The sequence below is a fragment of the Neobacillus paridis genome (assembly GCF_016765675.1).
In the GTDB taxonomy this organism is placed as follows: Bacteria; Bacillota; Bacilli; order Bacillales; family Cytobacillaceae; genus Neobacillus; species Neobacillus paridis.
The window spans coordinates 1-26,220 of record NZ_JAESWB010000326.1; the positions used below are offsets into that span (position 1 = coordinate 1).

The following is a 26,220-nucleotide window of genomic DNA, read 5'->3' on the forward strand; positions in this document are numbered from 1 at the left end:
ATTAAAAACCATTTGACATCCCTTACCGGATATGAAGTAAAAAATCCATGGAAGTTTCGCTAAAAAAATAAGAGGGCTAGGTTGAAAGCACTTGCCAGTGAATTTACACATAAACAAGGACTTGACTTTTACAAATAATCCCCTAAACGAAAAGGCCTCTATTGTTTAATTATTTACATCAATAGAGGCCTTTTTTCCTTGAATTATTCACTTTATGAGACGGGGCACCCGCCAAAATTTATCCCAATCTCGTCCCATTCGGAACCGGCTTTTCGGGTTGTGCCAATACAGGGACAATGCCATCCGCATAGCCGATATCAAAAAGCATTCCTTCAGAAAGCTCGCCTGCCATTTTTCGTGGTGCTAGGTTAACGACAAATAACGCCTGCTGTCCTTCAATTTCCTTCGGATTTTCTCTTTCACCCTTCATTCCGGTTAAAATCGTTCTGGTAAAATCGCCAAAATCCACCGTCAATTTAATTAACTTTCTCGAGTTTTCAACGTCTTCGACTAATTTAATTGTGCCGACACGAATATCAACCTTTTCCAGCTCATCAAACGTAATCACAGGTTTTACTGGTGCTGTCATATAAAGTTCCCCTTTACATATGATATTAACTTTTGGACTCATTTTAAAAAAAGAATGGGACAATCAATGTAATTGTAACACTCTTTTTTACTGAAAAAAATCATACTCAGTTCCCTCTTCATATTTTTTCTCATTCTAAATCAATGCAAGTATCAGCCAAAAGTTATCCACCTTTAAAGGAAGCATAAGCTAGCTATTCCTCCCTAATTTATTCAATAATTTTCCATAATAAAGGACATTCTATATTTGACATTGGAAAAGAAGGGTGATGATGTTGAAGCATTTTTTTAAAAGGAGGGCAAGGCTTTTTCGTATTTTTTCATTATTGCTTATTTTGACGATAACGACATTGTTTTTCTATCAGCCCTCTAAAGGAAAAGAATCTAAGCAGTTAAACCTTAAATATGGTGACAAACCAGGGCAAACTTTGGACATCTACACACCTACTATCAACAAGAATTCTCCGGCCATTATTTATGTCCATGGCGGTGGTTGGATGAGGGGGGATAAAAGCAATGTTGCGGCAAAACCTGCCTTTTTTACCAATAAAGGCTATGTATTTGTATCCGTTAATTATCGTCTCGCCCCTCAAGTAACATATGAGGAAATGGCAAAAGATATTGCATCAGCGATTAAATGGATTTACCTTCACGCCGGACCTTATCATATTGACAAAAGGAAAATAAATTTGATGGGGCATTCTGCAGGCGGCCATTTGGTCATGCTGATTGGAACAAAACCTAACTTTTTAAATCGGGCGGGTCTTCCTCCGGAAATAGTGAATTCTGTCGTAAACCTAGATGGACCGGTCGATCTCATGAATTATATCCCGAAAAATAAAAAATACAAGCAAGTATTTGGTGACGATCAGCAAGTTTGGCGTGAGGCGTCGCCGATTACCTATGTTGCCCAGCGAAATTTACCGCCGATGCTGCTGGTTGGGCCCAATAATAAATCTACTTCCTCATTTTTAAAAATAGCAAAAAACTCTGGCAACACGTTACAAACATTTACAAGCAAAACATTGACACACCACGAAATTACAAAACTGTTAGGGGGGAAAAACGGATCAGAAGAGGCGAAAAACATGACTCAGGCAGTGGTGAAGTTTTTAGAAACGCATAATTCAGAGTTAAAAAAGGATGATTTCAGCAAAAGATTCAAAAAGGAATTACTTTTCGGTAAATTATGTTACTATAATAATAAACCCAAAATTGCTGGAGGTAAAAAAATGGTACTGCCAAACTTTGAAGAAAACCTACAAAAATACGCAAAGCTTTTAGTGGCGAAAGGAATTAATGTTCAGCCCGGAGATTGGGTAAAAATGACGATTAACGTTGATCAGGCACCTTTAGCACGGCTTATCACCAAAGAGGCTTATGCCTTAGGTGCGGAAAAAGTCATCGTCAAATGGTCTGATGATGAAATTACGAAACTGCATTACTTGCATCAGCCGACAGAAGTGCTGACGGACATTCCCGATTATGAAATCCAAGAATCCGAAGATCATGTATTAAATCATCGCGTCAGCAGGCTATCGATCGTCTCTAGTGATCCCGGCCTACTGAATGAAGCCGACCCTGCTAAGGTCGCGGCTTATCAAAAGGTAGCCGGCAAGGCGTTCAAAGCGCAGCGGGTGGCGACCCAAAATGATGATTTAAAATGGACGGTTGCTGCGGCTGCCGGAGCCGGCTGGGCCGCTTCAGTGTTCCCAGACCTGAAAACATCGGAGGAACAAGTGGATGCGTTATGGGATCAAATTTTTAAAACCTGCCGTGTCTATGAAGATGATCCTATTGCCGCCTGGGATGAACACAAAAATACCTTGGATGAAAAAGCAACGAAATTAAATGAAATTCAGTTTGATGCCTTGCATTATACAGCACCAGGCACAGATTTAACCTTAGGACTGCCAAAGAACCATATTTGGGCAAGTGCCGGAAGTTTAAATCCAAAAGGTGAAGAGTTTATTGCCAACATGCCAACAGAGGAGGTATTTACCGCTCCTGATACGCATCGCATGGAAGGCGTTGTTCGCAGTACAAAACCATTAAGCTACGCTGGGACCTTGATCGAAGGCATTGAAGTGCATTTTAAAGATGGCAAAATCGTCGATATTTCTGCTGAAAAGGGGGATGAAGCGATTAAGAAGCTGGTGTTTGACAACGAAGGCGGAACCGGCCTCGGGGAAGTCGCTCTTGTTCCGGACCCATCGCCAATTTCACAATCGGGGATCATTTTCTTTAACACGTTATTTGACGAGAATGCCTCCAATCACTTAGCGATCGGGGCAGCATATCCAACGACCATCCAAGGCGGGACAAAAATGAGCGAAGAAGAATTATTAAAACACGGTATGAATACATCTACGGTTCACGTCGACTTCATGATTGGCTCTGACAAAATGAATATCGACGGAATCAAACAAGACGGTACGGTTGTTCCAATCTTCCGCAACGGAGACTGGGCAATCTAACAATAGTATTGGGAGAACTGAGCCGGCCCTGTCGCCATGTGGTTATTCCACACTTCATGAGAACTGGGCTGGCTCTTTTTTTCTGCGGATTGTCTTCATAAACGCTTCATGAGAACAGAAAGCGGTGCCGGCGAGGTCTAATCGTTCTCATAAACGCTTCATGAGAACTTAGACGGAACTTTTTCTACTGGAGTTGTCCTCATAAACACTTCATAAGGACCTTTCGGGCAATTTTTCACCTTTTAGATTATTACATCAGGCTGGTTTAATGAATAATTTAGTGGGATACCTTTTACTCCATCGATAATAATCTGGCAGGTTCTTCGTTTTAATTCTGCTAATGATTCTTCCGAAACATAAGAAGAGTGCGGTGTGATGAAAACTTCCTTCATCGACAAAAGCGGATGGTGCAATTCCGGTGGTTCCTGTGCGAGTACATCTAGCCCTGCTCCTGCTATATGCCCTTCTTTAATAGCCCTCTCGAGAGCTTCCTCGTCAATGACGGCACCGCGGCATGTATTAACAATAAAAGCTCCTTTTGGCAGCTGTTTCAGCCGCCCGTAATTAAGCAGGTTTTCCGTTTCTGGTGTAAGTGGAACATGAAGGCTTAATATATTGGATTGTCGTAAAAGCTCATCCAGAGAAACAGGTTCCACGCCATGAGAACTGAAAACCTCCTCAGAAACGTATTCATCATGGGCGATAATACGGACGCCGAATGCCTTTAGTTTTGTTGCTACCATTCGGGCAATTCGGCCAAATCCCAGTAATCCTACCGTGTTCTGATTGAAACGGTGGATTGGCAATGTATCCAGCGGATCCCATTTGCCTTCCTTCACCTTTTGGTTAAACGCCGCGATCCGGCGCGTAATGGCCAGCATTAATGTTACCGTATGATCAGAGACCTCTTCAGAACAATAGTCGGGAACATTTGAAACAACCATTCCACGTTTCGTGGCTTCCTCGATATCGACATGATTAAAGCCAACACCGGAAATGGCAATGACCTTACACACATCCAGCTTATCAATCAGTTCAGCTTTACAAGGAAAGCCAACCTGGGCAACCACACCGTCGGCAAATGCGGCATAGACAGGTACGTCCTTTTCCAATGTATCGGACCGAGTAACCTTCACCTCAAACCCCTGTTGAGCGAAGATCTCCTTTTCTATGTCATGGTTTTTCCATTCATCATCCAGTATCCATACTAAAAACTTTCCATCCTTCACTCGTAATCCCTCTTTTCCCTAAGATTTTGCTAACTTAGCGCTGATCTTCCGTAATGACTGCAACAAACGTTCATTTTGTTCGGAGGTTCCAATGGTTATCCGTGCATGTGTTTTTAACCCCCAAGCCGTGCATGGTCGAATGATGATCCCATCGTGTAATAATACCTCACTAACCTTACTTACATTTTCCTTGACGTCAACAAACAGGAAATTGGCATGTGTATCATTGACATCAAAGCCAAGCCCGCGAAGCTCTTTGATTAGCTTTACAGCTTCAAAGCGATTTTCCCTAATGCTTTTTGACTTATATTCTGTATCATCAAGGGCGGCCAAAGCTCCGGCCTGGGCTATTCGATTAGCGGCAAACGGCTCTCTTACAGCACAAATCGGCTTTAGATGTTCCTTACTGCCGACGGCATAACCAATTCTTGTCCCTGCTAAACCATACAACTTGGAAAAAGTCCGAATGCAGATGACGGGATAGCCATCCTTTAAAAAATCAATGCCGTTTCGATAACCCTCACGAGCAATAAACTCCACATAGGCTTCATCAAGAACCACGATAACATGGGGTGGCAGTTGCTGAAGGAATGCTTCAAAATCGGCGTTCTCCACGATAGTTCCAGTTGGATTATTAGGATTGCAGACAAAAATTAGTTTCGTATTTTCAGTGATGGCTGCTAGAATCCCCTCAAGATTATAGGTATAATCCTGGGTCATCGGTACCTCAACGGGAATTCCCTCCATCAGCAGGGTAGTTGTTCTATATGCCGGAAATGTCGGCGTACAATAAATCACTTCATCACCCGGATTGATATAGGCCGTTCCTATTAAACTAATAACATTATCACCGCCGTTGGCTATTAATAATTGGTCGAGAGCAAGTTGATATAAGTTTGCTAGTTTTTCTCTCACTTCCCTGCCGGTAGATTCCGGATATAACTGACTATCGGCTACTGCAGCTTGCATCGCCTGAACTGCCTTGGGCGATGGTCCAAACGGGTTTTCATTCGAAGCCAGACGAATGATTTTATCTAATCCCAATTCCCGTTTCACTTCTTCAATTGCTTTACCGGGAATGTATTCCTTGAGCTGCCTTATACTTCTGCGCCACTGATCTTGAGCCATTTTTCCTTCTCCCCTTCAAAAAATCAGCGACGCCTCTTCTGCCCGCTGATTTTTGGATTGTATTTTGCATATCGTTCGTTCATTTGCCCTCAAATTTAGTTTTTCTGCTTTAGAGGTCAGATAGCGATCTTCTATGGGACAGTTTCACGAGTTCTCAAGCTGGTTTCGTCCCATAGAAAAAAGCAAATGTTTTTATTTTGCTTCCTGCATCGCCTTTAAGCTTTCCTCGCGAATCAGCTCTGTTAACTGTTCTTTATATTCGAGGAAACGAGGCGTTGTTTTTATATTATAAGGACGTGGATGCTCCAATTCGATTGGAATATCCGCTTTTATTCTCCCTGGTCGAGATGTCATGACAATTACTCGGTTAGCAAGGAATATGGATTCCTCGACGTCGTGCGTAATAAAAAGAATGGTCTTGTTTGATTTCTCCCAGATTTCCAGCAGAAGTTCCTGCATCAGCGTCCTTGTCTGATTATCTAGCGCCCCGAACGGCTCATCGAGTAACAAAATCTCCGGGTCATTCGCCAGGGCTCTGGCAATTGCCACCCTCTGCTGCATCCCGCCTGACAGCTGCTTTGGATAATGTTTCTCAAAACCTGTTAGTCTCACCAGCTCAACATATTCCTTGGCAATCTCTTTCCGTCTAGCAGCAATGACGCCTTTATTTTTCAGGCCGAATTGAATATTTTCCTCCACCGTAAGCCACGGAAACAAAGAGTAAGCCTGAAACACCATTCCCCGATTGGAAGAAGGTCCATGAACCTCTTGACCATCGAGATAGACATGACCGGATGATTGCTCTTCAAGTCCAGCGACAATCCGGAGAAGTGTCGATTTACCACAGCCGGACGGACCAAGGATGGTGATAAATTCATTCGTCATAATGTCCAAGCTGACATGATCAACGGCTAGGACTTGAGCATGCTTGCGGCTGCCGGAGAAGACTTTGACAACATTATCAATACGTACCTTCGGATTCGACATCGACATCATCACCTTCCATAATTCCAAGGGAACATTTTTCGGATGGCTACTTTTAAGATTAAATCAGATAGCAACCCTAACGCCCCAATGGTCAAAATACCAAATATGATATTGCTTGTTTTCAGCATTCGCTGTGATTCCAGAATCAAGCTTCCGATTCCCGATGCCGAGGCAACCAGTTCTGCAACAATGATATAAGACCAGGCCCAGCCAAGGATAAGCCGAATCGTCTCCATAATCCCGGGGATTGCTGCCGGGAGAATGACCGAGCGCAATACTCCAAAGGTGGAAGTTCCTAATGTATACGCTGCCTCTAAAAGCTCTCTGCGGACATTCGAGACTTCCACCGCTGTCATCAGGACAAGTGAAAAGAAAGTTCCAACGAAAATAATCGTGATTTTCTCCATTTCTCCTACCCCAATCCAGAGGATAAACAGGGGAATAAAGGCAGAAGCAGGCATGTAGCGAATGGACGAAATAATTGGTTCAAAAAATGCCTCCACTACTTTAAACGTTCCCATTAAAATACCCAGCGGCAGCCCAATGACTACGGCAATTAAAAAACCGGCAAAAACCCGATAGATCGTAATAGCAATATCATTGATAAAGCCAAATTCGGTAAACAGGGTGATGCCTGATTGAATAATCTCCGTCGGGGTTGGAAGAAATAGTGGGTCTACGATTCCGCTGTACGTCAGCAATGACCAGATCGCGAATAAAATAACGATGCTGGATACGCTAATCCAGAGATATAAATGATATGGAATATTTTCCTGCGGCTGCAGCCACTTTCTTCGTTTAGGTGTTCCATTCTGTTGGCTTTGCAATTGCAGCAGAGGTGCCTGTTCGGCAATTCCCTGCTTTTTGGCCACCTTTTCCATAGGATCTCCCCCTTCATTATTGAATGAATGAATAATCAACTAACTCATCAGTATTTGGTTCCTTATCGATGATTTTTAGCTCACTCCACAGCTTGGAGCTTAATTTCGTCAATTCCATTAATTTTCCTGGCTTTTCTTTGGTCCCGAAATATTCTTTATTCTTTTCTTGATCGTAGAAGCGTACGCCTTTTAACGACTCCTCAAGTTCGGCACTTGTCTGGCCCATCGCCTTGGCCATGATACTGATGGCATCTTTATGATCAGTTTCAATGTAATCCAGTGCTTCATACCAAGATTTCACTAACGCTTTTACCGCCTTTGGATTTTTATCAACAAAATCTTTACGCAGCCCGATTGTGTCAGCAATAACTCCAGGAGTTTGATCGCTGGATGTAAGAACACTTCCAAAGGATGTTTCTTTTGCTTTACTTAACCACGGCTCCCAGGTAACAGCTGCATCGACCTTATTTGCAACAAATGCTGCCCCGGCATCACCGGCTGTCATATTTTGTGTCTTGATATCTTTATAGTTGATTCCCTCCTGCTCTAATTGGTAGAGGAACCAGAAAAAGCTTGCTCCGCCGTCAGTCTGAACAGCAACCGTTTTTCCAACCAAATCTTTCAAACTTCGAATCTCTTTCTTGGCGACAATTCCATCTCCTCCATAGGAGTCATCCAGCGCTAACACTTGTACAACAGGGAGGTCACTTGCTGCCGTAACAACATGGGAATCTACAGTGGTAGCAAAGCCCTGAATACGATTAGCGGCCATTGAACTCCTGCGGTCGGAAACGCTCTCCATCTTCATCAAATCAACTTCAATGCCATTCTTTTTGAAGAAGCCCTTTTCCTTTGCGATATACAGCGGTGCGTACCCTATCCATGTAGACACGGCAATCGCAAACTTATCAACAGATTCACTATTACTTTTTTTCGCTGTATTATTGGAACATCCAGTAGCAATGACCATAACAAGAAGCAAAACAGAAATTATTAACTTTTTCATTTGCTTTCCCCCTATTACTCTCCAATTTTTAAAATATTTTCCTAAAATAATTTATTGATCTTATACAGATGCATGGCGAGAACCTTTTCCTACCAACTCCTTTCATAGCTTTTACCAACACAAAACTCAGACTAAAAAATATATTAAAAATATTCGGTTATTTATAACGATACCTATACTCTTTACGCATGCTTCCAGCTAACTTGTTTTCACTTTATTCGATACATTGGTTACTAACATGGAGTTTCTAAATTCACTGGGGGTCATGCCCATATATGCTTTAAATACCCGGCCAAAATAGCGGGAATTACGGTAGCCTACATCTTCCGAAATTTGATAAATAGTGCGGTTCAAATCCATTAACATTGATTTTGCCTTGTCCATTCGTAAATGGGTAAGGTATTCAATAAAGGAGGAACCAGTTGTCTTTTTGAAAATATTACTAAAATAATTCGGGCTTAAGTGAACCTGTTTGGATACACTTTCTAATGAGATTTCTTCTGTATAATGGGAATTAATATATAGCAGTGCTTTTTGAACGGACTTTAACATCGTTTCATTATGATTACTGATGATCTGATTTAAGAACTGATGAACCACTTCATAGAACCATTGGCAGATTTGTTCAAGGTTTTCCAGGACAAGCAATTCTTTAGCAAACTTTAGCTGCGTCGTTAATACTTCCTTCAGGTGTGCTCCCCCATCAATAGCCGCATGAGCCAGAGTAGAAAGCAAATCCAACGTTTGCAATTTAAACAAATTTGGGTTTATCTTTCTCTTTGATGCGATCTTCCTTATAACAATGTCTAAACTATGTTTAACCCCTTCAAAGTCCCCTATGGTCAGCTGATTGGCCATAACCGTTGCTTCTTGCATTTGAAGTAAATCCAGTTCATTAGAAAACGGCTCAACATCCTCATAATGGATGACTGTATTACTCCCGTTAAAAAACTTATTTGCCAGTGCCTGCAACGATTCTTTATAGGATAAATGAAGATTTCTCGCATCTTCATAATAATTGCCGACACCAATAGTAACTGAATATCCGGTATTTTTCTGGATCATTTTCCTTATTTTCTGAGCATAATTGGATGAGATTGTTTTAAACTCCATACTATTATTCTGTACAGGCAGCGAAAGAAGTACATTGACTATTTCTGCCCCATTAATGATAACCACCCAATCTTCCACTTGATTGTCTTCAAAATATTGATGGACAGACTTAATGACTCCTTCTCTTATTGACTGCCCCCATGACTCACTTTTATTTTCGATTAGCCGCTTAAAGTTATCGATACAAATAGTCATACATGTATTTGGAATATTTGATAATCCGGCTAATTGACTTTGATTCCATACTTTCTTGGAGTGTTTAACATTGCCAAAAATTAAATCATAGGCCAAACTTCTTTTTAGATCGTTTTGTAAAAGTTCATTTTTGTCGTCCGGTCTGGAATAGGAATAATTACGCTCCTCCTTAATGATTTCCAGGAAAAGTTGGTATATGGCTTCTTCATTTACAGGCTTTTTTAAACAGTCAAAAACACCATTTTTAAAAAAGCCTCTAATCTCTTCATGTTCAAAATGCTCTTTCAGAATAACAAAATGGAGGTTTCTTTGTTCCTTTATCGCCCCTATAACGAGATTTTGTTCTTTAATAGAGAGATGGTCTATATCAAAAAATACCACTGCTGCTTTGTCATCCAAATGATTCATACTATTATTCAAAAAAAAGGAATCAATTTTTTTTATTGAAAATGGAGAATGAAGCAGCTCATTTACACTGGCCATCTGCGCTAAAAGACTTGCATCTTCAGAAACAATGAAAACCCTAAAGTTCATTTCATCCCAACCTTTCAATACATAAGAAGTGAGCGAATATGTTATAAAGGTTTTTTCAAGCCCAGATCCTGTGCTTTATTGATCGCTTTAATATAGCCGGCATCAGCATGTCTGATAATATTTAACCCCGGGTCAATCGTGAGTAAGGTTTTTAACTTTTTTAAAGCCATTAAACTTCCATCTGCTACCGCTGTCATCCCTGAATGAATGGAGTTTCCTATCCCGACACCGCCTCCTTGCTGGATACTTACCATGGTTGCCCCCGACACGGCATTTAACATCGCATTTAAAATCGGCCAATCGGCGATCGCGTCACTGCCATCCGGCATCCCTTCCGTTTCCCTGCCAGGTGCCGCCATGGTGCTGCCTTCTGAATGGTCCCGGGTAATCGCAATTGGAGCTGATAATTCACCTTTTGCAACCATGCTATTAATTAGTTCGCCTATCTGGCTACGCTCCTGATAATCAAGCCAGCAGGTCCTCGCCGGCAATCCATAAAAATATATTTTCTCCTGTACATAGTTAATCCAGCGGCAAATTCTTTCGTCACTTCGAAAAGTAGATAGGATCACTTCGTCCAATTTATATATGTCTCCCGGATTTCCGGAAAGAGCAATCCAGCGGCATGGTCCTCGGCCTTCACAATAAAGTGGGCGCAAATATTCCGATACAAAGCCTGGAAACGAAAAAGCTTTTTCATAGCCGGCTTTATAGGCCTGACCACGAATATTGTTTCCATAGTCAAACACAACAGCACCTCTATGCTGCAGCTTACACATGGCATCCACATGAGCAATTAGCGTTTCCTCGGCCATTTGTAAGTACTTCTCAGGTTTTCTTTTTCGGAGGAAATTGGCTTGCTCTAATGACAAGCCACTGGGTATATACCCATTTAATAAGTCATGAACAGCTGTTTGATCGGTCACGATATCAGGAGTCACATCTTTATTGAGTATTTCACAATATATATCTGCTGCATTGCCATTCAGAGCAATGGCAAGCGGTCTTTCTGCCTCAATCGCTTCGTTTGCCAGCTTCAAAGCTTCATCAAGTGTATGAACTTTCACATCACAATAATTATTAACTAATCGTTTGGTTATTTTTGCTTCATCAACCTCGACAACAATACAAACACCACCGTTCATGGTTACCGATAAGGGCTGGGCTGAACCCATTCCTCCCAGTCCTGAGGTTAGAACAAGCTTTCCTTTTAAGGAACGATTAAAATATCGATTGGCGATTTCACTCATCGTTTCAAACGTTGCTTGTAATACGCCTTGAACTCCAATATAGGCCCATGATGCAGCAGTTGATTGCCCATACATTGTTAATCCCTTTTTTTCAAGCTTGGTAAAATACTCATCGTTTGCCCATTTTGGTACAACCATTGCAGTAGAAGATATAACACGTGGAGCAAATGAAGAAGTTTGAAATGTCGCAACCGGCTTTCCTGATTGAATCAATAGCGTTTGGTTATCCTCTAACTGTTTTAGTTCACGGATGATTACCTCAAACGCCCGCTTGTTTCTAGCAGCCTTTCCTCGGCTGCCATAAACAATTAATTCTTTACTATTTTCGGCTACACGAGGGTCAAGACTGTTCAGAAATAACCGTAACAATGCTTCCGTTTCCCAATTCTTACAATTTAATTCATTGCCGGTCGGTGACTGTATGGTTTGAAACATAAAATCGCTCCCTTTAAAACTAAAACAACACGGATAACTTATTAATTCACTAAAAACTTTTCATTTTCCTTCATTCGACTTTATTTTAAGAGATGACTGGCAATGACCATTTTTTGTACTTGAGAGGTGCCTTCAAAAATTTCCAAAATCCGTTGATCACGGTAAAAGCGCTCGACTGGATATTCTTTCATGTAGCCATATCCACCATGGATTTGAACAGCTTTATGAACGATACGGTTCGATATCTCGGAGGTAAATAATTTTGCAATAGAGGCTTCTTTTGATAGTCTGTACCCTTTTTTATCTTTAAGGCTGGCAGCATAATACGTGTATAACCGGCCTACTTCCAGCTCTGCCGCCATTTCGGCAAGCATCCATTGAAGCCCTTGGAATTGCGATATTGGTTGGCTGAATGCGATCCGCTCTTTTGAATAAGAAATGGCTGAATCTAATGCAGCTTGGGCAAGTCCAATGGCCATGGAAGCAATCCCAATCCGCCCGCGGTCAACAACCGTCATGGCAATTTTGAATCCGTCGCCTTCCTTTCCAACAAGATTCCCCTTGGGAATTCGGCAATTTTCAAAAATAACTTCATTGGTCCTGGCCCCGCGAATACCCATCTTGTCGTCTCCAGCCCCAAATGATAATCCCGGTGTTCCTTTTTCAACAATAAATGCGCTAATTCCCTTCGAACCTTTTTCTTGCTCGGTCTTTGCATATACCACATATGTATCGGCATATACAGCATTGGTAATGAATATTTTTGAACCGTTTATGATATATTCATCCCCTACAAGTTTAGCATTCGTCTTCATGGAGGAAACGTCAGTCCCCCCATTAGGCTCTGTTAAACAGAAAGCAAATAACTTTTCGCCAGCACAACCAGGAACTAAATATTTTTTTCGCTGTTTTTCATTGGCCGCTAAGTATAGGCCATCAATTCCCAAGTAGTGGGCTGTAAGAATAGAGCCAGTTGCCGCACATGCATAAGTGATTTCTTCAACAGCGATTGCCTCTGCAATCGAATCGGCCCCTACTCCGCCATCCTTTTCCGGATAGGCAATCCCCATTAACCCTAATTCCGCTAACCTGGGTATGTGTTCTGTTGGAAAGCGATTATCCCTATCTAATTCAGCCGCTTTGGGTTGTAAAACCTCCCTGCTAAATTCCCGCACCATTTGGCGAATGCTTCTTTGTTCCTCTGTTAATTCAAAATGCACCGTTATTCCCCCTTTTTCCATTGTATTAAATGATGCCTTGCTTCCTGTATTTGCTGAGAATTTCATCTGTATGTTCACCAAGTGAAGGGCTCGGCTTATTGATAATTGCCGGTGTCTTGGAAAACTTTACAGGATTTCCAAGGATTTTTGTTTTCCCGGCAATTGGATGTTCTAATTCAACAAGCATTTCGCGAACAGCAATATGATCATCTTCACAAATCTCTTGAATATTTAATATTGGTGAGCTTGGAACACCGCCATTATTCATCATTTCAACTGCTTCCTCGACGGTATAAGCCCGGAGCCAATCTTCAATGATAAGTTTAAGCTCATCCACATGTTTTGTTCGTAACGCATCCTTACAGAACCGTTCATCCTGTTCCAGCTCTGGACGACCCATAATGGAACATAATCGTTTAAAAAGAGAATCATTTGCCACCGCAATCACAATGTACCCGTCTTGGGCCTTAAAAATATCGAAAGGTGAACTAATTGGATGACGGCTGCCAATTCTTTCTGGTACTATCCCTTCAATCGTATAGCGCATAACATTGCTTTCTAATAAGGAGAAAATAGAATCTACCATTGCCACATCAATACATTGACCCTCACCTGTTCTCTGCCGGTGAAATAGGGCAACCATAATTCCATAGGCCGTATACAAAGCTGCACTCATATCACCTAGGGAGGATCCAACTCGGGTTGGTGGTTGCTGCGGATGACCGGTAATACTGGCCAACCCGCCCATTGCCTGGGCAACGAGATCATAGGCCGGCCGGGCGCTATAGGGACCATACTGACCAAACCCGGAGATAGAAGCATAGATAATTCCGGGATTGAGTTGCTTTAAATTCTCATAATCTAAACCAAGTTTTTTCATTACCCCCGGACGAAAGTTTTCAATTACGACATCAGCTTCTTTTATAAGCTCCTTAAGGAGTTCTATCGATTCATTACTCTTCAGGTTTAGTTCAATACTTTTCTTTCCTCTGTTTAAAAACATAAAGTAACCGCTCTCATTATTTTGATAAGGCCCAAACCCCCTTGTATCATCCCCTGTACCCGGCTTTTCAATTTTTATTACTTCCGCTCCCATATCCGCCAACAGCATCGTACAGTAGGGACCAGCCAACACTCTGGTAAAATCTAACACTTTAATATGCTCAAGTGGACGTTGCACGACGATTCTCCTTCCTTTTTCCTAACTATTAATAGTAATTTTCATATGGATGACATTTCGTAACAAGTGTAATATCTTACTTTTTTGTGCACTTTTTTAAGAATTTTCTAAAAAAAGTGCACATGAAACAAAAAACTCAACCCAAATAATAACTGGGTTGAGTTAGTTTGTTATTTCTATCAGTATTTTTGTTCTGTTCTATCATAAACCGTCCGTCCCGCAACCACCGTTTTTACCGCTTGGGCTTTTAGCATATCCTCTGAGGTGCCGGCAAATAGATCACGGTCAAAAATCGAGAAGTCGGCAGCGTAACCGGGTTTAATCAGCCCGCGCTCGTGCTCTTTACAAATAGCCTGGGCACTGCCGACCGTATACATGCGAATGGCATCAAACCGGGAGATTTTTTCCTTCGGCACATATCCTTCATGCGCGGCATAAGGCCTTTTCCGCTCTACCGCAGCATAGATCGAAGCAATCGGATTAAAATCCTCGATTGGGGCATCCGTTCCTGCGGCACACATAATGCCATGATCTAATAAGGTCTTCCAAGGATAAGCATATTCCAAACGTTCTTCGCCAAGGCGGTCAATGACCCAAGGAAAATCAGATGGAACAAACGCTGGCTGCACATCGACAACTACCGGCAATTTCGCCATCCGTTCGATTAAATCTTCACGCAGAACACAGGCGTGGATTAAGCGGTCACGTTTGCCGCTTGGCGCCGGATACTGCTCAATCACATTGAGAATTTGTTCCGCCCCGGCATCACCAATCATATGTACGGCAACCACTTCATCATATTTACGGGCAAGCTTGACAAGCTCCTCCAGCTGTTCATCAGTTTGCACCAGCAGCCCGTTATGGCCCGGCTGATCGGCATACGACTTGGATAACGCAGCGGTTGAACCGCCTAATGACCCATCCGTGAAAATTTTCATCGCTCCCGGCTCAATAAATGGCGCGTCAAAGTCAAGATTCGCCTGCATCATTTTTTCAAAAACAGTATAGTGTCGAAGCAGGTTTACACGGAAATGATGTTTCTCACCAATAACACGGTGAAAGGCCGTCAGCGGATTATGAAAATCGCCGAAATAGGACATATCTTCCGTATGGGCACCTGTTAAGCCGACCGACAGCATCTGCTCAACCGCAAGGCTTAGCTCCGCTGCCAAAGAATCAATATAGGCTTCTCCTCCCCGGGGAATCGCATTGGTCACGAGGTCTGAGGCTTTTTCATATAAAAGCCCATTTAACTTTCCAGCGGGATCCCGGCCGATCTCCCCTCCGGCAGGTGCCTTACTTGTTTCCGTTATTCCGCCTGCCTGCAGCGCCGCTGTATTTCCAAGAACAACATGATGACAAACCCTAGTTAAAAGGATCGGTCCTTTTCGAATCGCATCAAGTTCAGCCATGGTTGGAATTCGCTTATCAGGAAAATTATTTTCATTCCAGCCTTCGCCAAACAGCCATTGATCAGCAGGTGTTGTCTCCGCTGCCTCCTTGACCATCGCTAACATCTCTTCCGCCGAACGGGCTTTTGTTAAGTCGAGCCGAAGTAACTTTTCTCCTTGAAAAATCAGATGAAGATGGCTGTCAACGAACCCCGGGTACATGACCGTACCTTGCAAATTGATGCACTCATCTGCCTGGACATGAAGCTCAGCAAACGAGCCGACCGCTAGGATTCTATCATTCCTAACCAGAACAGCTTCAACCGTTTCATTTTCTTTTTCCATCGTGTAAATGGTTCCACCATACCACAGTTGTTTCATTAAAATGATCCCCTCACCGCAATAGTTTCCTTAAATCAGCTGAAAAACCAGCACACATTCAACGGCCCAGCTTATTCAATCTCTTTTCCTTGCCTTAACAGGACCAAAGTGCCCAGCTACCTTTTTCCAAATTCCAAAGATTATAGATGAAAATAAGACACAGCAGAAGAATAACAAGATCTATGTCTATTATAATCGATAATAATGGAATGCTGACAGGAATCAATTTTAAGATATATTTATTTATAGGTTCCTTTAATGCTGATTTTATAGCCCAAATTTACGAGTAAGTTATGAAGCAAATTGACCCGTGATACTTTCATTCTCTTACATATCGATTTCCAGGAGTAAAATTCCTTCCTAAACCACATATATCCTTCGAATAGTTCTTCAGCAGTCATTTGTTTCGGTTGATAGGCAACTCTTGTTTTTCCGTTATATGCACTCCAGTCGTCTGTCAAAAGCCTTCCTTCTCTTTTATACTGTTCATAAACCGGGGTTTTGGGTAACGGTGTCAGAATGCTGACGGTTACCCCATCAATGCCAAGGTGATTGCAGGCATCCAGTGTTTTCTTAAAAACATCGCGGTTATCTGTATCAAAACCAAAAATGATTCCCGCCTGCACTGAAATGCCGTGCCTGTGAATATCGCCAATGAGCTGCTCATACTTTGCAACATTGTTGATCCGCTTGTTCACACTTTGCAGGCTTTCCTCGGAAAAGGACTCAATTCCGACAAAGAAATAAATACAGCCGGATTCTTTGGCAAGCTGCAATAGTTCCTGATCACGGCACCGCTCCAGCGTCACCTGGGCAGCCCAGCGCTTGTTTAAGCCCTTCAACTCTTTCATCAGTGCTTTAGCATACCTGATGTCACCAAAAAAGTTATCATCCCAAAAAACAAAATATTTGCTCTTCATTTGGCGAATATCTTCAATTACTTCAGCAATCGGCCGTGTTCTGAACGAATCATAATAAATTTGTTTAAGGTTGCAGTACGCGCAATGATAAGGGCAGCCTCTTGAGGAAATGACCGCACCTTTTGTAAAGAATCGCTTATGAATTAAATCCCGCCTTGGAATTGGAATTCCAGCCAAGAAAGGGATCTCACCCATCTGATAGAGCTTTTTCTCACATTCGCCATTGTAAAATTCCGAAAGAAACTGTGGCCAAGTTTGTTCTGCCTCGCCAACAATCAGATAATCACAATGCTCCATTGCTTCGTCCGGTAAAAGGGTGACATGCGGTCCGCCAAAGACAACCTTTGCTCCCATTTCCCTGAATTTTTCCGACATTCGATAACAGTGGGCAGCGTTTGAAGTATTCACGGTGATCGCTACTAAGTCAAAATGCCGGTCAAAGGGGATCTTTTGGTTGTACTCATCCACTAAGGTTACGAGATATTTTTCCTGGTCAACAAAGGCGGCCAGATACGGCATGGTAATCTGGACAAAGTTATTAAATTGCCTTTTTCTAAAGCGATTGATTTCTTGATTCTCCGGAGTAATCATCAATAATTTCTTTTTCACTCTGCATCACTCTTCACTATTGAAATATCTCAGATTGTTATGTATCGTGACCTAACAAAAAATCTATCTTCCATATAGGTTGGGACAACGGCGGTAAATATGATAGTCTTATTAAAAATATGTTTATAACCCTTAGTAGGAGCGTGGCTGACTTACCTACCCATCATTTAGGAGGGACTCTGATGACATCTTTTCAGCTTAATGAAAAAACAGCAGCCTTTTTAGCGAACTATAAACTATTTGAAGACGATGTAATTCAACGGGTTCAATTGCAGCATCGTTTAAGTTTAGTAGAAGCATTTGCGATTCAAACAGGAATGCATGTATTGGAAATTGGCTGCGGTCAAGGCGATACTACCGTTGCAATAGCAGATGCAGTGGGAGAAAATGGCTTTGTTACGGCAATTGATATAGCCAGCCCTGATTATGGTGCACCGCTGACATTAGGCCAATCTGCTGATCGAATTATGAACTCCGCACTAGGAAAACGTATCTCCTTCCAATTCGAAACCGATTTTGACAAATTTGAATCGACTGCACTATTTGACATGGCGGTCCTCTCACATTGCTCATGGTATTTTAAGAGACCGGAGGATGTACTGCATTATTTTAAAAAACTGCGGGGCATGACTAAACGTCTATGCTTTGCAGAATGGGATCTTGACTTTACCAGCATGGCGCAGCGTGCTCATTTTTGTGCGGCTTCGATTCTGGCGTTATATTCAAACTTTATAAATAATGATGGAAATATCCAAAATTTATTTGATAAAACCCAGATAAAACAGCTGTTGAAACAAGCAGACTTTCAAATTGAAAAACAACTTGTAGTTGATGCAACGTATTTGCAGGATGGGCAATGGGAAAAGAGTTACGCCAATAGTATTCGCCAACAATTTAGCCATGCTTTACCAATGATTCAAACATTGGTCAACAGTTATTATGAATTGATGAATACCTCAACTGGAAATGAGCAGTCATTAAATAGTTTCATTCTCTGTGCACACTAAAAATCAAAGATAAGAGAGACTAACCTCTATTTTAAGAAGATTAGTCACTCTTATTTCTAAAGATTCATTTCCATCCCATTGATCCGAAAATATGATTTAAGCAGTTTGTTTTTTCCATCACAATTACCGATTGGGGCAGCCGCTTCCATTACGATTATTTCGCTGTGTCGTATTCCGGCTCTTTCCAGGCGAGTGTGATTCCAACGCCCACCACCAACATCACCGTAGCAAAATAAAAGGGATAATTAAGATTGACATCGAACAAAATCCCGCCTATGATCGGGCCAATCACGTTGCCAATACTTGTAAACATCGAATTCATCCCGCCAACAAACCCCTGTTCGTTTCCGGCAATCCTTGATAAATACGTTGTAACCGCCGGCCGCATTAGGTCAAAGCCAACAAACACAGTGGTGGTAACAAGCAGAATCGTTGCATAGGTGTTGACCACGGTTGTTAAAAACACCAGAACTGTTGAAAAAATAAAACAATAAAGGATTAAGCGAATCTCACCCAGCCATTTTATCAGGGGGCCAAAAAAGACAATTTGAAAAATGGCTCCGAAAATGCCGCTGCCTGCTATAATGATGGCAATGTCCTTTGGCGTAAAGGCAAATTTATGATCGACAAAAAGGGAGAATAACGATTCAAAAGAAGCTAGACCAAACTGTGAGATGAAAATGACCATAAAAGCAATAAAGTACATCGGTGCAAAAATCCGGCGAAACCCTGTTCTTTGTTTGGCCACTTGCTCATTTTCAGTATTTCGTTCCGGCTCATGAAGTAAAAGAAAAGATAAAATCCCGGCAAATAATCCAAGGCCGGCGGCAAAGAAAAACGGCAAGCGGGTTCCAATTTCCCCCAAAAAGCCGCCAAGCCCCGGCCCTAGAATAAAACCTGCTGAAATAGCCGCCGACATATAGCCAAGCGCTTTTGCCCTTGTATCCAATGTGGTAATATCAGCAATAAAAGCCGTTACCCCCGGCATGATAAAGGCTGCACTGACACCGCCGAGCATGCGCGAGACAAACAGAACTTCCACTGTTTTGCCGATTCCGAATAAATACTCCGAAAGTCCAAAAATGACCAATCCAATAATAATGATATTTTTCCGTCCGAAGCGGTCTACCCAGCGGCCTGCTATTGGAGACACAAACAGCTGCGTCAGCGCAAAGGCCGCGACCATATAGCCGACAACAGACCCGGTTATATGTAGTTCATTCATTATCGCAGGGGTAACCGGAATAACAAGGCCGATTCCCAAAAAAGCGATCAATAGGTTCATCAATACAATGACTAATGCCATGTTTTTTTTCATATGGTTCTACTCCTCCAGATAACCATTATAAAGCAATACTAAGATAATTTCATACCTTTTACCTCCCGAACAATACAGTTATTTTTTTGCGGATCATCGCCTTTTACTTGCGGATGGCCATGCTTTACTTGCGCTCTGCTAATCTACTTGCTGATAGAGTACTTTCTTGCGGAGACAATTTTTCCAAAAAAAACACCCAACCCCGGAACTTGGATTGGGCGTTGCGTATTATGATTCCTTCCAAAGAAGAACACCTGCTACCATAATTTTCAAAGATCAATAATATAGTGATGAAGTTCACTATTTTTTACCAACTATAAGCACCAGGACATTCCACTGGCTCATAATAACAATGCTGTTTATATTGTCCTGCAAATGGTTGATCGTACCATGTTGGTGGACATGGGGCATGGGGATTAAAATACCATAAGGCATGTTTAGCCGGGAAATTCCTCCAATAATCTAAGGTTTGTTTGGCCAGTCTTCTCTCAGAACTTCTCGCAGCCTGGTAAAATACATTCCCCTTTTGAACTGCTTCAAAGGAATAGTTTCCTCCTTGTACTTGAAAAATTACCTGTGGAATTGTCCGTAACCCTTTAAAGTCTAAACAATTAGCCTTTACACGATTCACAATTACATTTCCAACAAGCAACATTCCCATTTTTCCTTCACCTTCGGCTTCAGCTCGCATCATCCTTGCCATCAAATCAACATCAGAAGATCTATATTTTGCTCTCGGCATCTTTTTCACCTCTGATTTAAATGTATGATTAAAAGCCTTCAATATGTTAACGGGTTCGGTTAAAACATTATCCTTGGACTTAGAAAAGCGCAAGCGCCTTGATCAGCGGCGTATGGCCTCCTCAAAAAAGCTATCGCTTTTCCTTCGTGCGATGCAAATGCTGTCGAAGCCTTCCTTGTGGAGCGCTCCAACTGAGATAAAGGAAACACGATGCTCCTGCGCCAAAGTCAATTCGAAGAAGAGAATGTTCAGCTCGTCGCAAAGCTACATGATGTTTTTTCATAGAAGCTGCTTTGTTGACTTATCGTAGGGCGGAGAGCGAAGGACACTAGCCGCTAGGCGCTGGAGCTGGACAATTCTCAAAGTCGAAAATTTATACTCCCTTATCTTTTAAAAAAGGGAAGTTGTTTGTAATAACCCAACTCCCTTTAATATTAACCTTTTAACAACAATTACTTTCATTACCTAATAACACGAGTCCATTGGCCTCTTGATTAAAATCAAGGGTGAGATTCTCCGTATAGGGCTCAATATCTGGATCAATTGCTACCGTTATTTCATTAATGGCCACTACTTGATCATTCTTAGTCGGCTCCTCCAGAGCCAGTCCTACTTTTGGCTCTGCTCAGCCAAAGCCTGCAAAATAAACACGGATATTTTCAGCATTGTATTGTTGAAACAATTGCTTTAATACATCACGAGCTTGATCTGTGATTATCATTTTTCCATCGCCTTTCTAAAAATTAACTTCATTATATCACTTGGTTCTTATCATAGATAAAGTTTTAATTGTTCATATCCTCTATTCTCTTCGCTCATTAAAGGGACTATTGCACTCTTTTCAGCCAATTCCGCAGTCACTTTCCGGATCCATGCAACTTCTGCATTAGCTCTTCCTTTTAATACAGGATCATTTGTTTCGGCAGCGTTCAGACTCTGGTTAATCACCCACCATTGAGGAATAATATTTGCACGTTTTAAATCGTCCTGCAAACGACCGGCCTCTAAAACCGGGGTCGCTTCGGCTAGGGTAACGATCACCACACTCGTTTCCTTCGGGTTTCTTAAACGAGGCAGCAAATGCTTGGCACTCTCTGGAATATCCCCTGTTGAACGGGCAAGCTCTTTATGATAGGCTTGAGCGGCATCCAAAAGGAGAAGGGTGTGGCCAGTTGGGGCAGTATCAATCACCACAATGGCATCCTTTGAACTAGCAACAACTTCCGCAAAAGCACGAAAAACGGCGATTTCCTCTGTACAAGGAGAGTTTAAATCCTCTTCAATATAGGCAAGTGCTTCTTCATCCAGGTCACCGCTAACTTTAGATAGCACTTCAGACCTGTAAGCCGCAACTTCCTCTTTTGGATCAATTCGACTGATGGTCAAACGGTCATTGAATTCGCTATTTTGAAAAACAAACTCTAAATGGGCAGCAGGGTCTGTTGTCGTTAGGTGCACTTTATGGCCTTTTTCTACTAGCCCTACAGCAATGGCAGCTGCGATCGTGGTCTTACCAACACCACCCTTACCCATTGTAAAAATAACTCTCTTATTGTTGGCAGAAAAATCCTCAATCACTTGATTTAGGCCTGGTAAAGATATTTTCTTTTCGTCCATCTTTGCTTCTGCAACCGGCAGCGTATCCTGTTTAAATAAATGCCGTAGACTTTGAACGCCTGTTAAGGAATATGATACAAATGGCAAGGAATATTTGACCATTTGCTTTAAGTCGGCAGGTGTTTGTCTTATTGCATGCTGCTGCCGCTGATAAACTGATGCAGAAAGTTGATCATCAGACAGATACGACTGCATTAGCCCATTGATGATCAAAGTTTGATTGGAAATGCCAATTTCTTTTAATTCCTTAGCTGCTCGACTGGCTTCAAGTAGAGATGACTCATCAGGTCTGGCAACAAGAATCAACGTTGTCTTTGCTGGATCAGAAAGTGCCCTCATGGTTTCCGCATAGATTTCCTTCTTTTCGGATAATCCTGAAAGCGGACCGAGGCATGAGGCACCATGGGTACTTTCGTCCAAAAAGCCACTCCAGGCTGTTGGTAATTGCAATAGGCGAAGTGTATGCCCAGTTGGAGCTGTATCAAAAATGATATGATCATAAACATTTACAACTCTTGGGTCTGCAAGTAAGTTGGTAAATTCATCAAATGCCGCAATTTCAACCGTACAAGCACCTGATAATTGCTCCTCCATGGTCGCCACTACTGTATCAGGAAGTTTTCCGCGATAGGGCCCGATGATTCTGTCCCGGTAAGCCCTTGCAGCTTCCTCCGGATCAAGATTACAAGCATAAAGGTTAGGGACATTGGGTATTGCTATTGGAGCATTCGTTAACTCCACTTCCAGAACATCCTGTAAATTTGAGGCAGGATCTGTACTAACAAGCAAAACTCTGTTTCCTTCGTCCGCTAAGCCTACAGCTGTTGCACAGGCGGTTGAAGTTTTCCCGACGCCGCCTTTTCCTGTAAAAAATATGAACTTTGTATCCGCAATCACTTTCAGATTGAAGGATTGAAACATGATTTCCCACTTCTCTCTTATTTTGATGGTTTTAAATCAATGGTCAGACGTGGTTTTGGCTTTTCGGCAAGTTCCTCTACTTTTACCCCAAACCATTCAGCAAATTCTTCATTGGTTGGGTAGGCTCCAATTTTTGCTGTTTTTCCCTCAACCAAAGTAACCGGAAGTGAATCTGGGCCCTTTTCATGAAGGATTTTATTTACCTCCTCGTTCTCAACAAATATTCCTGGTTCTGTTCCCAGGTTATATCGTTTAATGTCATATCCTCTCTTCTCCAATAAAAAGATGGCCGTTGCTACTCTCGTTAACTCTGGATTAACATTTGGACCGCATACACCTGTTGGGCAACATAATGCCGGGTCAAAAATCTCTACTTTACTCATTACTGTCCCTCCTATAATTATATAAGTATTTACTTATATGAAATCAATAATCAAAGCCATGAGTATTGAATCACTCAGCTATTTAATTACTTACCCGTTTCGCCAAAGCGTTTTACCCGATCTTCAATTTCGTCACGGACACGCAGGAAAACCGCTTAACAGCCACAACGAAGCGTTGGATTGCTTTTTTCAATTTGTTTGATTTTCTCTGTCTGTTCAGGAACATGCTCTAAAATATCTTCCATAAGTCCATATAGTTCACTATTCTCATTTAGGGAATAGTAAATCCATTGGCCCCTTCGTTCTTCCTTAACCATCCCTGCATCTTTTAATTTACGGAGATGCTGGCTTATCGATGGCTGGCTCATGTCAAAGACCTCCTGAAATTCACAGACACAGCATTGTCGTTGTTTTAACATGGCCACAATCGTTAAGCGTGTTTTATCACCTAATAATTTCAACATATTTGCGGCATGTTCTATTTCCACCAAAGATTTTTCCATGGTATACACCTCTTCTCAAGCAACATAAATAAATAATTATTTACTTATATAATAGAAAAATATTCAATGGATTTCAAGACTTAAAAATGGGAGAACGTAACAACAGTACGCCTCCCAATTCTTTTTCATTGCCATAAAAGAATTTTCCCTATCATTTCCTGGAATTTAACACAAATCTTTGCAGCCTGACGCTGTACCAATGCGATTTTTCCGTGGCTTGTTTTAATGATCGGGTTACTAAAATCAGCTTCAAGCGAAGTTAGGGATTACAATATTAAACTCTCCCCTTGGCAAAAAACCAGACGCAAAATGATCGCGTTAAATAAAACGAAAGACAGATAGAAATCCAAGAAATATACCATTCCCAATGTATGTATTTGATGAGATCAGTGTATTTTTCAATCACCACTTCAGCCATTGTCAACACAGAAGCATATCCAACATAATACCCTATTTGAATAAGTCTGCTTCGGTCGTTTGGATACCAAACATTAAAGGCGGCACAGATGACCGGAAAGGCATAATACTCATAGGTGAAGCTCGTCCGACTGACAGAGGAAAAAAATCGAATAGGGTATTCAAGCAGCCCCAGCTGTACGACTACTAAACCGATAAGGAAGGTAATAATCTGTTTAAACAAAAAGGCCACGACTGCAAGCCGTATTTTATTTTTTGGTGTGAAGAAAAGAATTCCGGTTGCAACTGCGTACACCGCTAATAAAATCCACCATTCTATTCTCATGAGGGCCTCCCGTCTGTTTGAAACAAGGCTTCATCCTTGTAGAACCAATTGCAGCAAGCTTGACTTACGTAATTGAGAAAGCCAATATAAATCCACATCCCATACCACGTCAATAATTGATATTCTAATAAATCTGTATATCTCTCAAGCATAATATCAAACAGCGTCGTGCCAGTAGCCCATACAAAAAAGTAGGTAAATCTATACCATAGACTGCTCTTTGGTTGATAACGGACGTAATATATGGCAAATAATACTGGATAAAAAAAATAATTAATTGTCAGAGGAAGATCAGTCGCTTTTGGCAGCTCCCGTACAGGGGCACTTAACAAACCATATTTAAAGGAAGGCATGTCACAAAGCCAAATGACCGCTTGAGACATCAAGAATGCCAACAGTCCTTTGCGCCATTCTTTGCGTGGAATAAACAGAAGAAAAGCAATAAAACCAAACAGCCACATGGCTAACAGGATCAAATGCTCCATCAGCATACCTCAGAAATCCCCCTCTCCTAATTAAAACTATTATTAACATTAAAGTATTTTCCTTTTTCTTAAATCATATTCAATAACACCGGGAGCAAAATAAGGGAGTTAATCAAGCGGAATGCATACAAAGAAAAAGGTTGTCTAAAAAGAAGATTCCCCTTAAGACAACCATCATTATCTAGATGGACCGGTACCCGTATCGACCATCGTTGAATTCTTCCCTTTAACCTGCTTTAACGTCGCTACGATAAGAAAGCTAACAATCACTAATAAGAGCCAGGAACTCACCTTACCGAGATGAACGGGACTCCATACTTCGGTTTGATTTGGATATTCCCAAGCTCCAAAGAACGTTGCGATGTTTTCGGCAATCCAGATAAAAAATCCAATGAGTACAAAAGAAAGTGCAAGTGGCATGCGGTATCGAGTTCTATCAACTTCGTATGTGACCCATGATTGCCAAAAGACAATTATGACAAGCCCGGATAACCACCAGCGAACATCAATCCAATAATGGTGGGTGAAAAAATTTAAATAAATTGCAGCGGCAAGAGGCACAACCTGCACAAATGGTGGCCACTTCACCAGTTCAACCTTCAGCCTCCTCCATGCCTGGCAAAGATAGCTCGCCACACTTGCATACATAAATCCGCTATATAAAGGAACACCAAAAATTTTGAAATATCCTTCCTCAGGATAAGACCAGGAGCCCATATGTGTCTTGAAAATTTCAAGTGCAAGCCCAATGAGGTGGAACAAGGTGATTACCTTTAGTTCATCCCGTGTTTCCAACCCAGAACGTACCATCACCCACTGCATCAGAAGACAAATGATGAGCAGCCAATCATACCGGGGCAGGAAGGGAAGCGGGAGGATTTTTGTAAAAGCCAACGAGGCAAAAATTACAACTGGAAACAAACAAGATAGGGCTTGCTCCCAGCCAAAACGAACGAGTTGCCTTAGTGCTCTCACGGT

At 41.8% G+C, this 26,220-nt stretch carries 22 protein-coding genes and 1 pseudogene; 3 read left to right on the plus strand and 20 right to left on the minus strand.

Annotation, left to right across the window (positions count from 1 at the left end; genetic code table 11):
- Positions 1-238: 238 nt before the first annotated feature.
- Positions 239-589, minus strand: a complete 351-nt coding sequence (locus JK635_RS19400) for a hypothetical protein (protein WP_202655592.1) — start codon at positions 587-589, stop codon at positions 239-241.
- A 271-nt stretch (positions 590-860) separates the two neighbouring features.
- Between JK635_RS19400 and JK635_RS24810 the strand changes: the two are divergent.
- Both JK635_RS24810 and JK635_RS24440 read left to right on the plus strand, forming a co-directional pair.
- A pseudogene (locus JK635_RS24810) lies at positions 861-1,517 on the plus strand (alpha/beta hydrolase fold domain-containing protein); the annotation flags it as partial.
- A gap of 303 nt (positions 1,518-1,820) precedes the next feature.
- The gene (locus tag JK635_RS24440; protein ID WP_235888241.1) at positions 1,821-3,065 is read left to right on the plus strand and encodes an aminopeptidase; all 1,245 of its coding nucleotides are present in this window, start codon (positions 1,821-1,823) and stop codon (positions 3,063-3,065) included.
- 242 nt (positions 3,066-3,307) lie between these two features.
- Here JK635_RS24440 and JK635_RS19410 read toward each other — a convergent pair whose 3' ends face one another.
- The 11 genes from JK635_RS19410 to JK635_RS19460 form a co-directional block, all read right to left on the minus strand.
- Positions 3,308-4,294 carry a C-terminal binding protein gene (locus tag JK635_RS19410; RefSeq protein WP_202655594.1) on the minus strand — a complete coding sequence of 329 codons (987 nt, stop codon included), beginning with the start codon at positions 4,292-4,294 and terminating at the stop codon, positions 3,308-3,310.
- A gap of 18 nt (positions 4,295-4,312) precedes the next feature.
- A complete protein-coding gene (hisC, locus tag JK635_RS19415; protein WP_202655595.1) occupies positions 4,313-5,422 on the minus strand; it encodes a histidinol-phosphate transaminase in 1,110 nt (369 codons plus the stop codon).
- Between the two features lie 192 nt (positions 5,423-5,614).
- Positions 5,615-6,409 carry an ABC transporter ATP-binding protein gene (locus JK635_RS19420; RefSeq protein WP_202655596.1) on the minus strand — a complete coding sequence of 265 codons (795 nt, stop codon included), beginning with the start codon at positions 6,407-6,409 and terminating at the stop codon, positions 5,615-5,617.
- An 8-nt stretch (positions 6,410-6,417) separates the two neighbouring features.
- Positions 6,418-7,290 carry an ABC transporter permease gene (locus JK635_RS19425; RefSeq protein WP_202655597.1) on the minus strand — a complete coding sequence of 291 codons (873 nt, stop codon included), beginning with the start codon at positions 7,288-7,290 and terminating at the stop codon, positions 6,418-6,420.
- 16 nt (positions 7,291-7,306) lie between these two features.
- Complete coding sequence (locus tag JK635_RS19430; RefSeq protein ID WP_202655598.1) at positions 7,307-8,296, minus strand: ABC transporter substrate-binding protein; 990 nt, start codon at positions 8,294-8,296, stop codon at positions 7,307-7,309.
- Between the two features lie 198 nt (positions 8,297-8,494).
- The gene (locus JK635_RS19435) at positions 8,495-10,138 is read right to left on the minus strand and encodes a helix-turn-helix domain-containing protein (protein WP_202655599.1); all 1,644 of its coding nucleotides are present in this window, start codon (positions 10,136-10,138) and stop codon (positions 8,495-8,497) included.
- 41 nt (positions 10,139-10,179) lie between these two features.
- Positions 10,180-11,823: a urocanate hydratase gene (hutU, locus tag JK635_RS19440; protein ID WP_202655600.1), complete on the minus strand. Its 1,644-nt coding sequence runs from the start codon at positions 11,821-11,823 to the stop codon at positions 10,180-10,182.
- Between the two features lie 80 nt (positions 11,824-11,903).
- Entirely contained in the window at positions 11,904-13,043 is a 1,140-nt protein-coding gene (locus JK635_RS19445; protein WP_202655640.1) for an acyl-CoA dehydrogenase family protein, read from the minus strand.
- 25 nt (positions 13,044-13,068) lie between these two features.
- The gene (locus tag JK635_RS19450; RefSeq protein WP_202655601.1) at positions 13,069-14,223 is read right to left on the minus strand and encodes a CaiB/BaiF CoA transferase family protein; all 1,155 of its coding nucleotides are present in this window, start codon (positions 14,221-14,223) and stop codon (positions 13,069-13,071) included.
- A 179-nt stretch (positions 14,224-14,402) separates the two neighbouring features.
- Entirely contained in the window at positions 14,403-15,995 is a 1,593-nt protein-coding gene (locus tag JK635_RS19455; protein ID WP_202655602.1) for an amidohydrolase, read from the minus strand.
- A 239-nt stretch (positions 15,996-16,234) separates the two neighbouring features.
- On the minus strand, positions 16,235-17,524 hold the full coding sequence (locus tag JK635_RS19460) for a B12-binding domain-containing radical SAM protein (RefSeq protein WP_202655603.1): 1,290 nt from the start codon (positions 17,522-17,524) through the stop codon (positions 16,235-16,237).
- 182 nt (positions 17,525-17,706) lie between these two features.
- Between JK635_RS19460 and JK635_RS19465 the strand changes: the two genes are divergently transcribed.
- A complete protein-coding gene (locus JK635_RS19465) occupies positions 17,707-18,531 on the plus strand; it encodes a class I SAM-dependent methyltransferase (protein ID WP_202655604.1) in 825 nt (274 codons plus the stop codon).
- Between the two features lie 154 nt (positions 18,532-18,685).
- On the opposite strand, the gene norA is transcribed toward JK635_RS19465, so the two are convergent.
- The 8 genes from norA to JK635_RS19505 all read right to left on the minus strand — a co-directional run bounded on the left by norA (position 18,686) and on the right by JK635_RS19505 (position 26,217).
- Positions 18,686-19,849, minus strand: a complete 1,164-nt coding sequence (gene norA, locus JK635_RS19470; protein WP_202655605.1) for a multidrug efflux MFS transporter NorA — start codon at positions 19,847-19,849, stop codon at positions 18,686-18,688.
- A gap of 307 nt (positions 19,850-20,156) precedes the next feature.
- Complete coding sequence (locus JK635_RS19475; RefSeq protein WP_202655606.1) at positions 20,157-20,591, minus strand: cell wall hydrolase; 435 nt, start codon at positions 20,589-20,591, stop codon at positions 20,157-20,159.
- Positions 20,592-21,362: 771 nt separating this feature from the next.
- Entirely contained in the window at positions 21,363-23,129 is a 1,767-nt protein-coding gene (gene arsA, locus JK635_RS19480; RefSeq protein WP_202655607.1) for an arsenical pump-driving ATPase, read from the minus strand.
- Positions 23,130-23,146: 17 nt separating this feature from the next.
- Positions 23,147-23,512 (minus strand): arsenite efflux transporter metallochaperone ArsD, encoded by a 366-nt coding sequence (gene arsD / locus JK635_RS19485; protein ID WP_202655608.1) that lies wholly within the window; start codon positions 23,510-23,512, stop codon positions 23,147-23,149.
- A 155-nt stretch (positions 23,513-23,667) separates the two neighbouring features.
- On the minus strand, positions 23,668-24,015 hold the full coding sequence (locus JK635_RS19490; RefSeq protein WP_202655609.1) for an ArsR/SmtB family transcription factor: 348 nt from the start codon (positions 24,013-24,015) through the stop codon (positions 23,668-23,670).
- A 274-nt stretch (positions 24,016-24,289) separates the two neighbouring features.
- Complete coding sequence (locus JK635_RS19495) at positions 24,290-24,757, minus strand: CBO0543 family protein (protein WP_202655610.1); 468 nt, start codon at positions 24,755-24,757, stop codon at positions 24,290-24,292.
- The gene (locus JK635_RS19500; protein WP_202655611.1) at positions 24,754-25,248 is read right to left on the minus strand and encodes a CBO0543 family protein; all 495 of its coding nucleotides are present in this window, start codon (positions 25,246-25,248) and stop codon (positions 24,754-24,756) included. Before JK635_RS19500 ends, JK635_RS19495 begins: the two co-directional genes overlap by 4 nt.
- Before the next feature lie 171 nt (positions 25,249-25,419).
- Positions 25,420-26,217, minus strand: a complete 798-nt coding sequence (locus JK635_RS19505; RefSeq protein ID WP_202655641.1) for a DUF817 domain-containing protein — start codon at positions 26,215-26,217, stop codon at positions 25,420-25,422.
- Positions 26,218-26,220 lie beyond the last annotated feature (3 nt).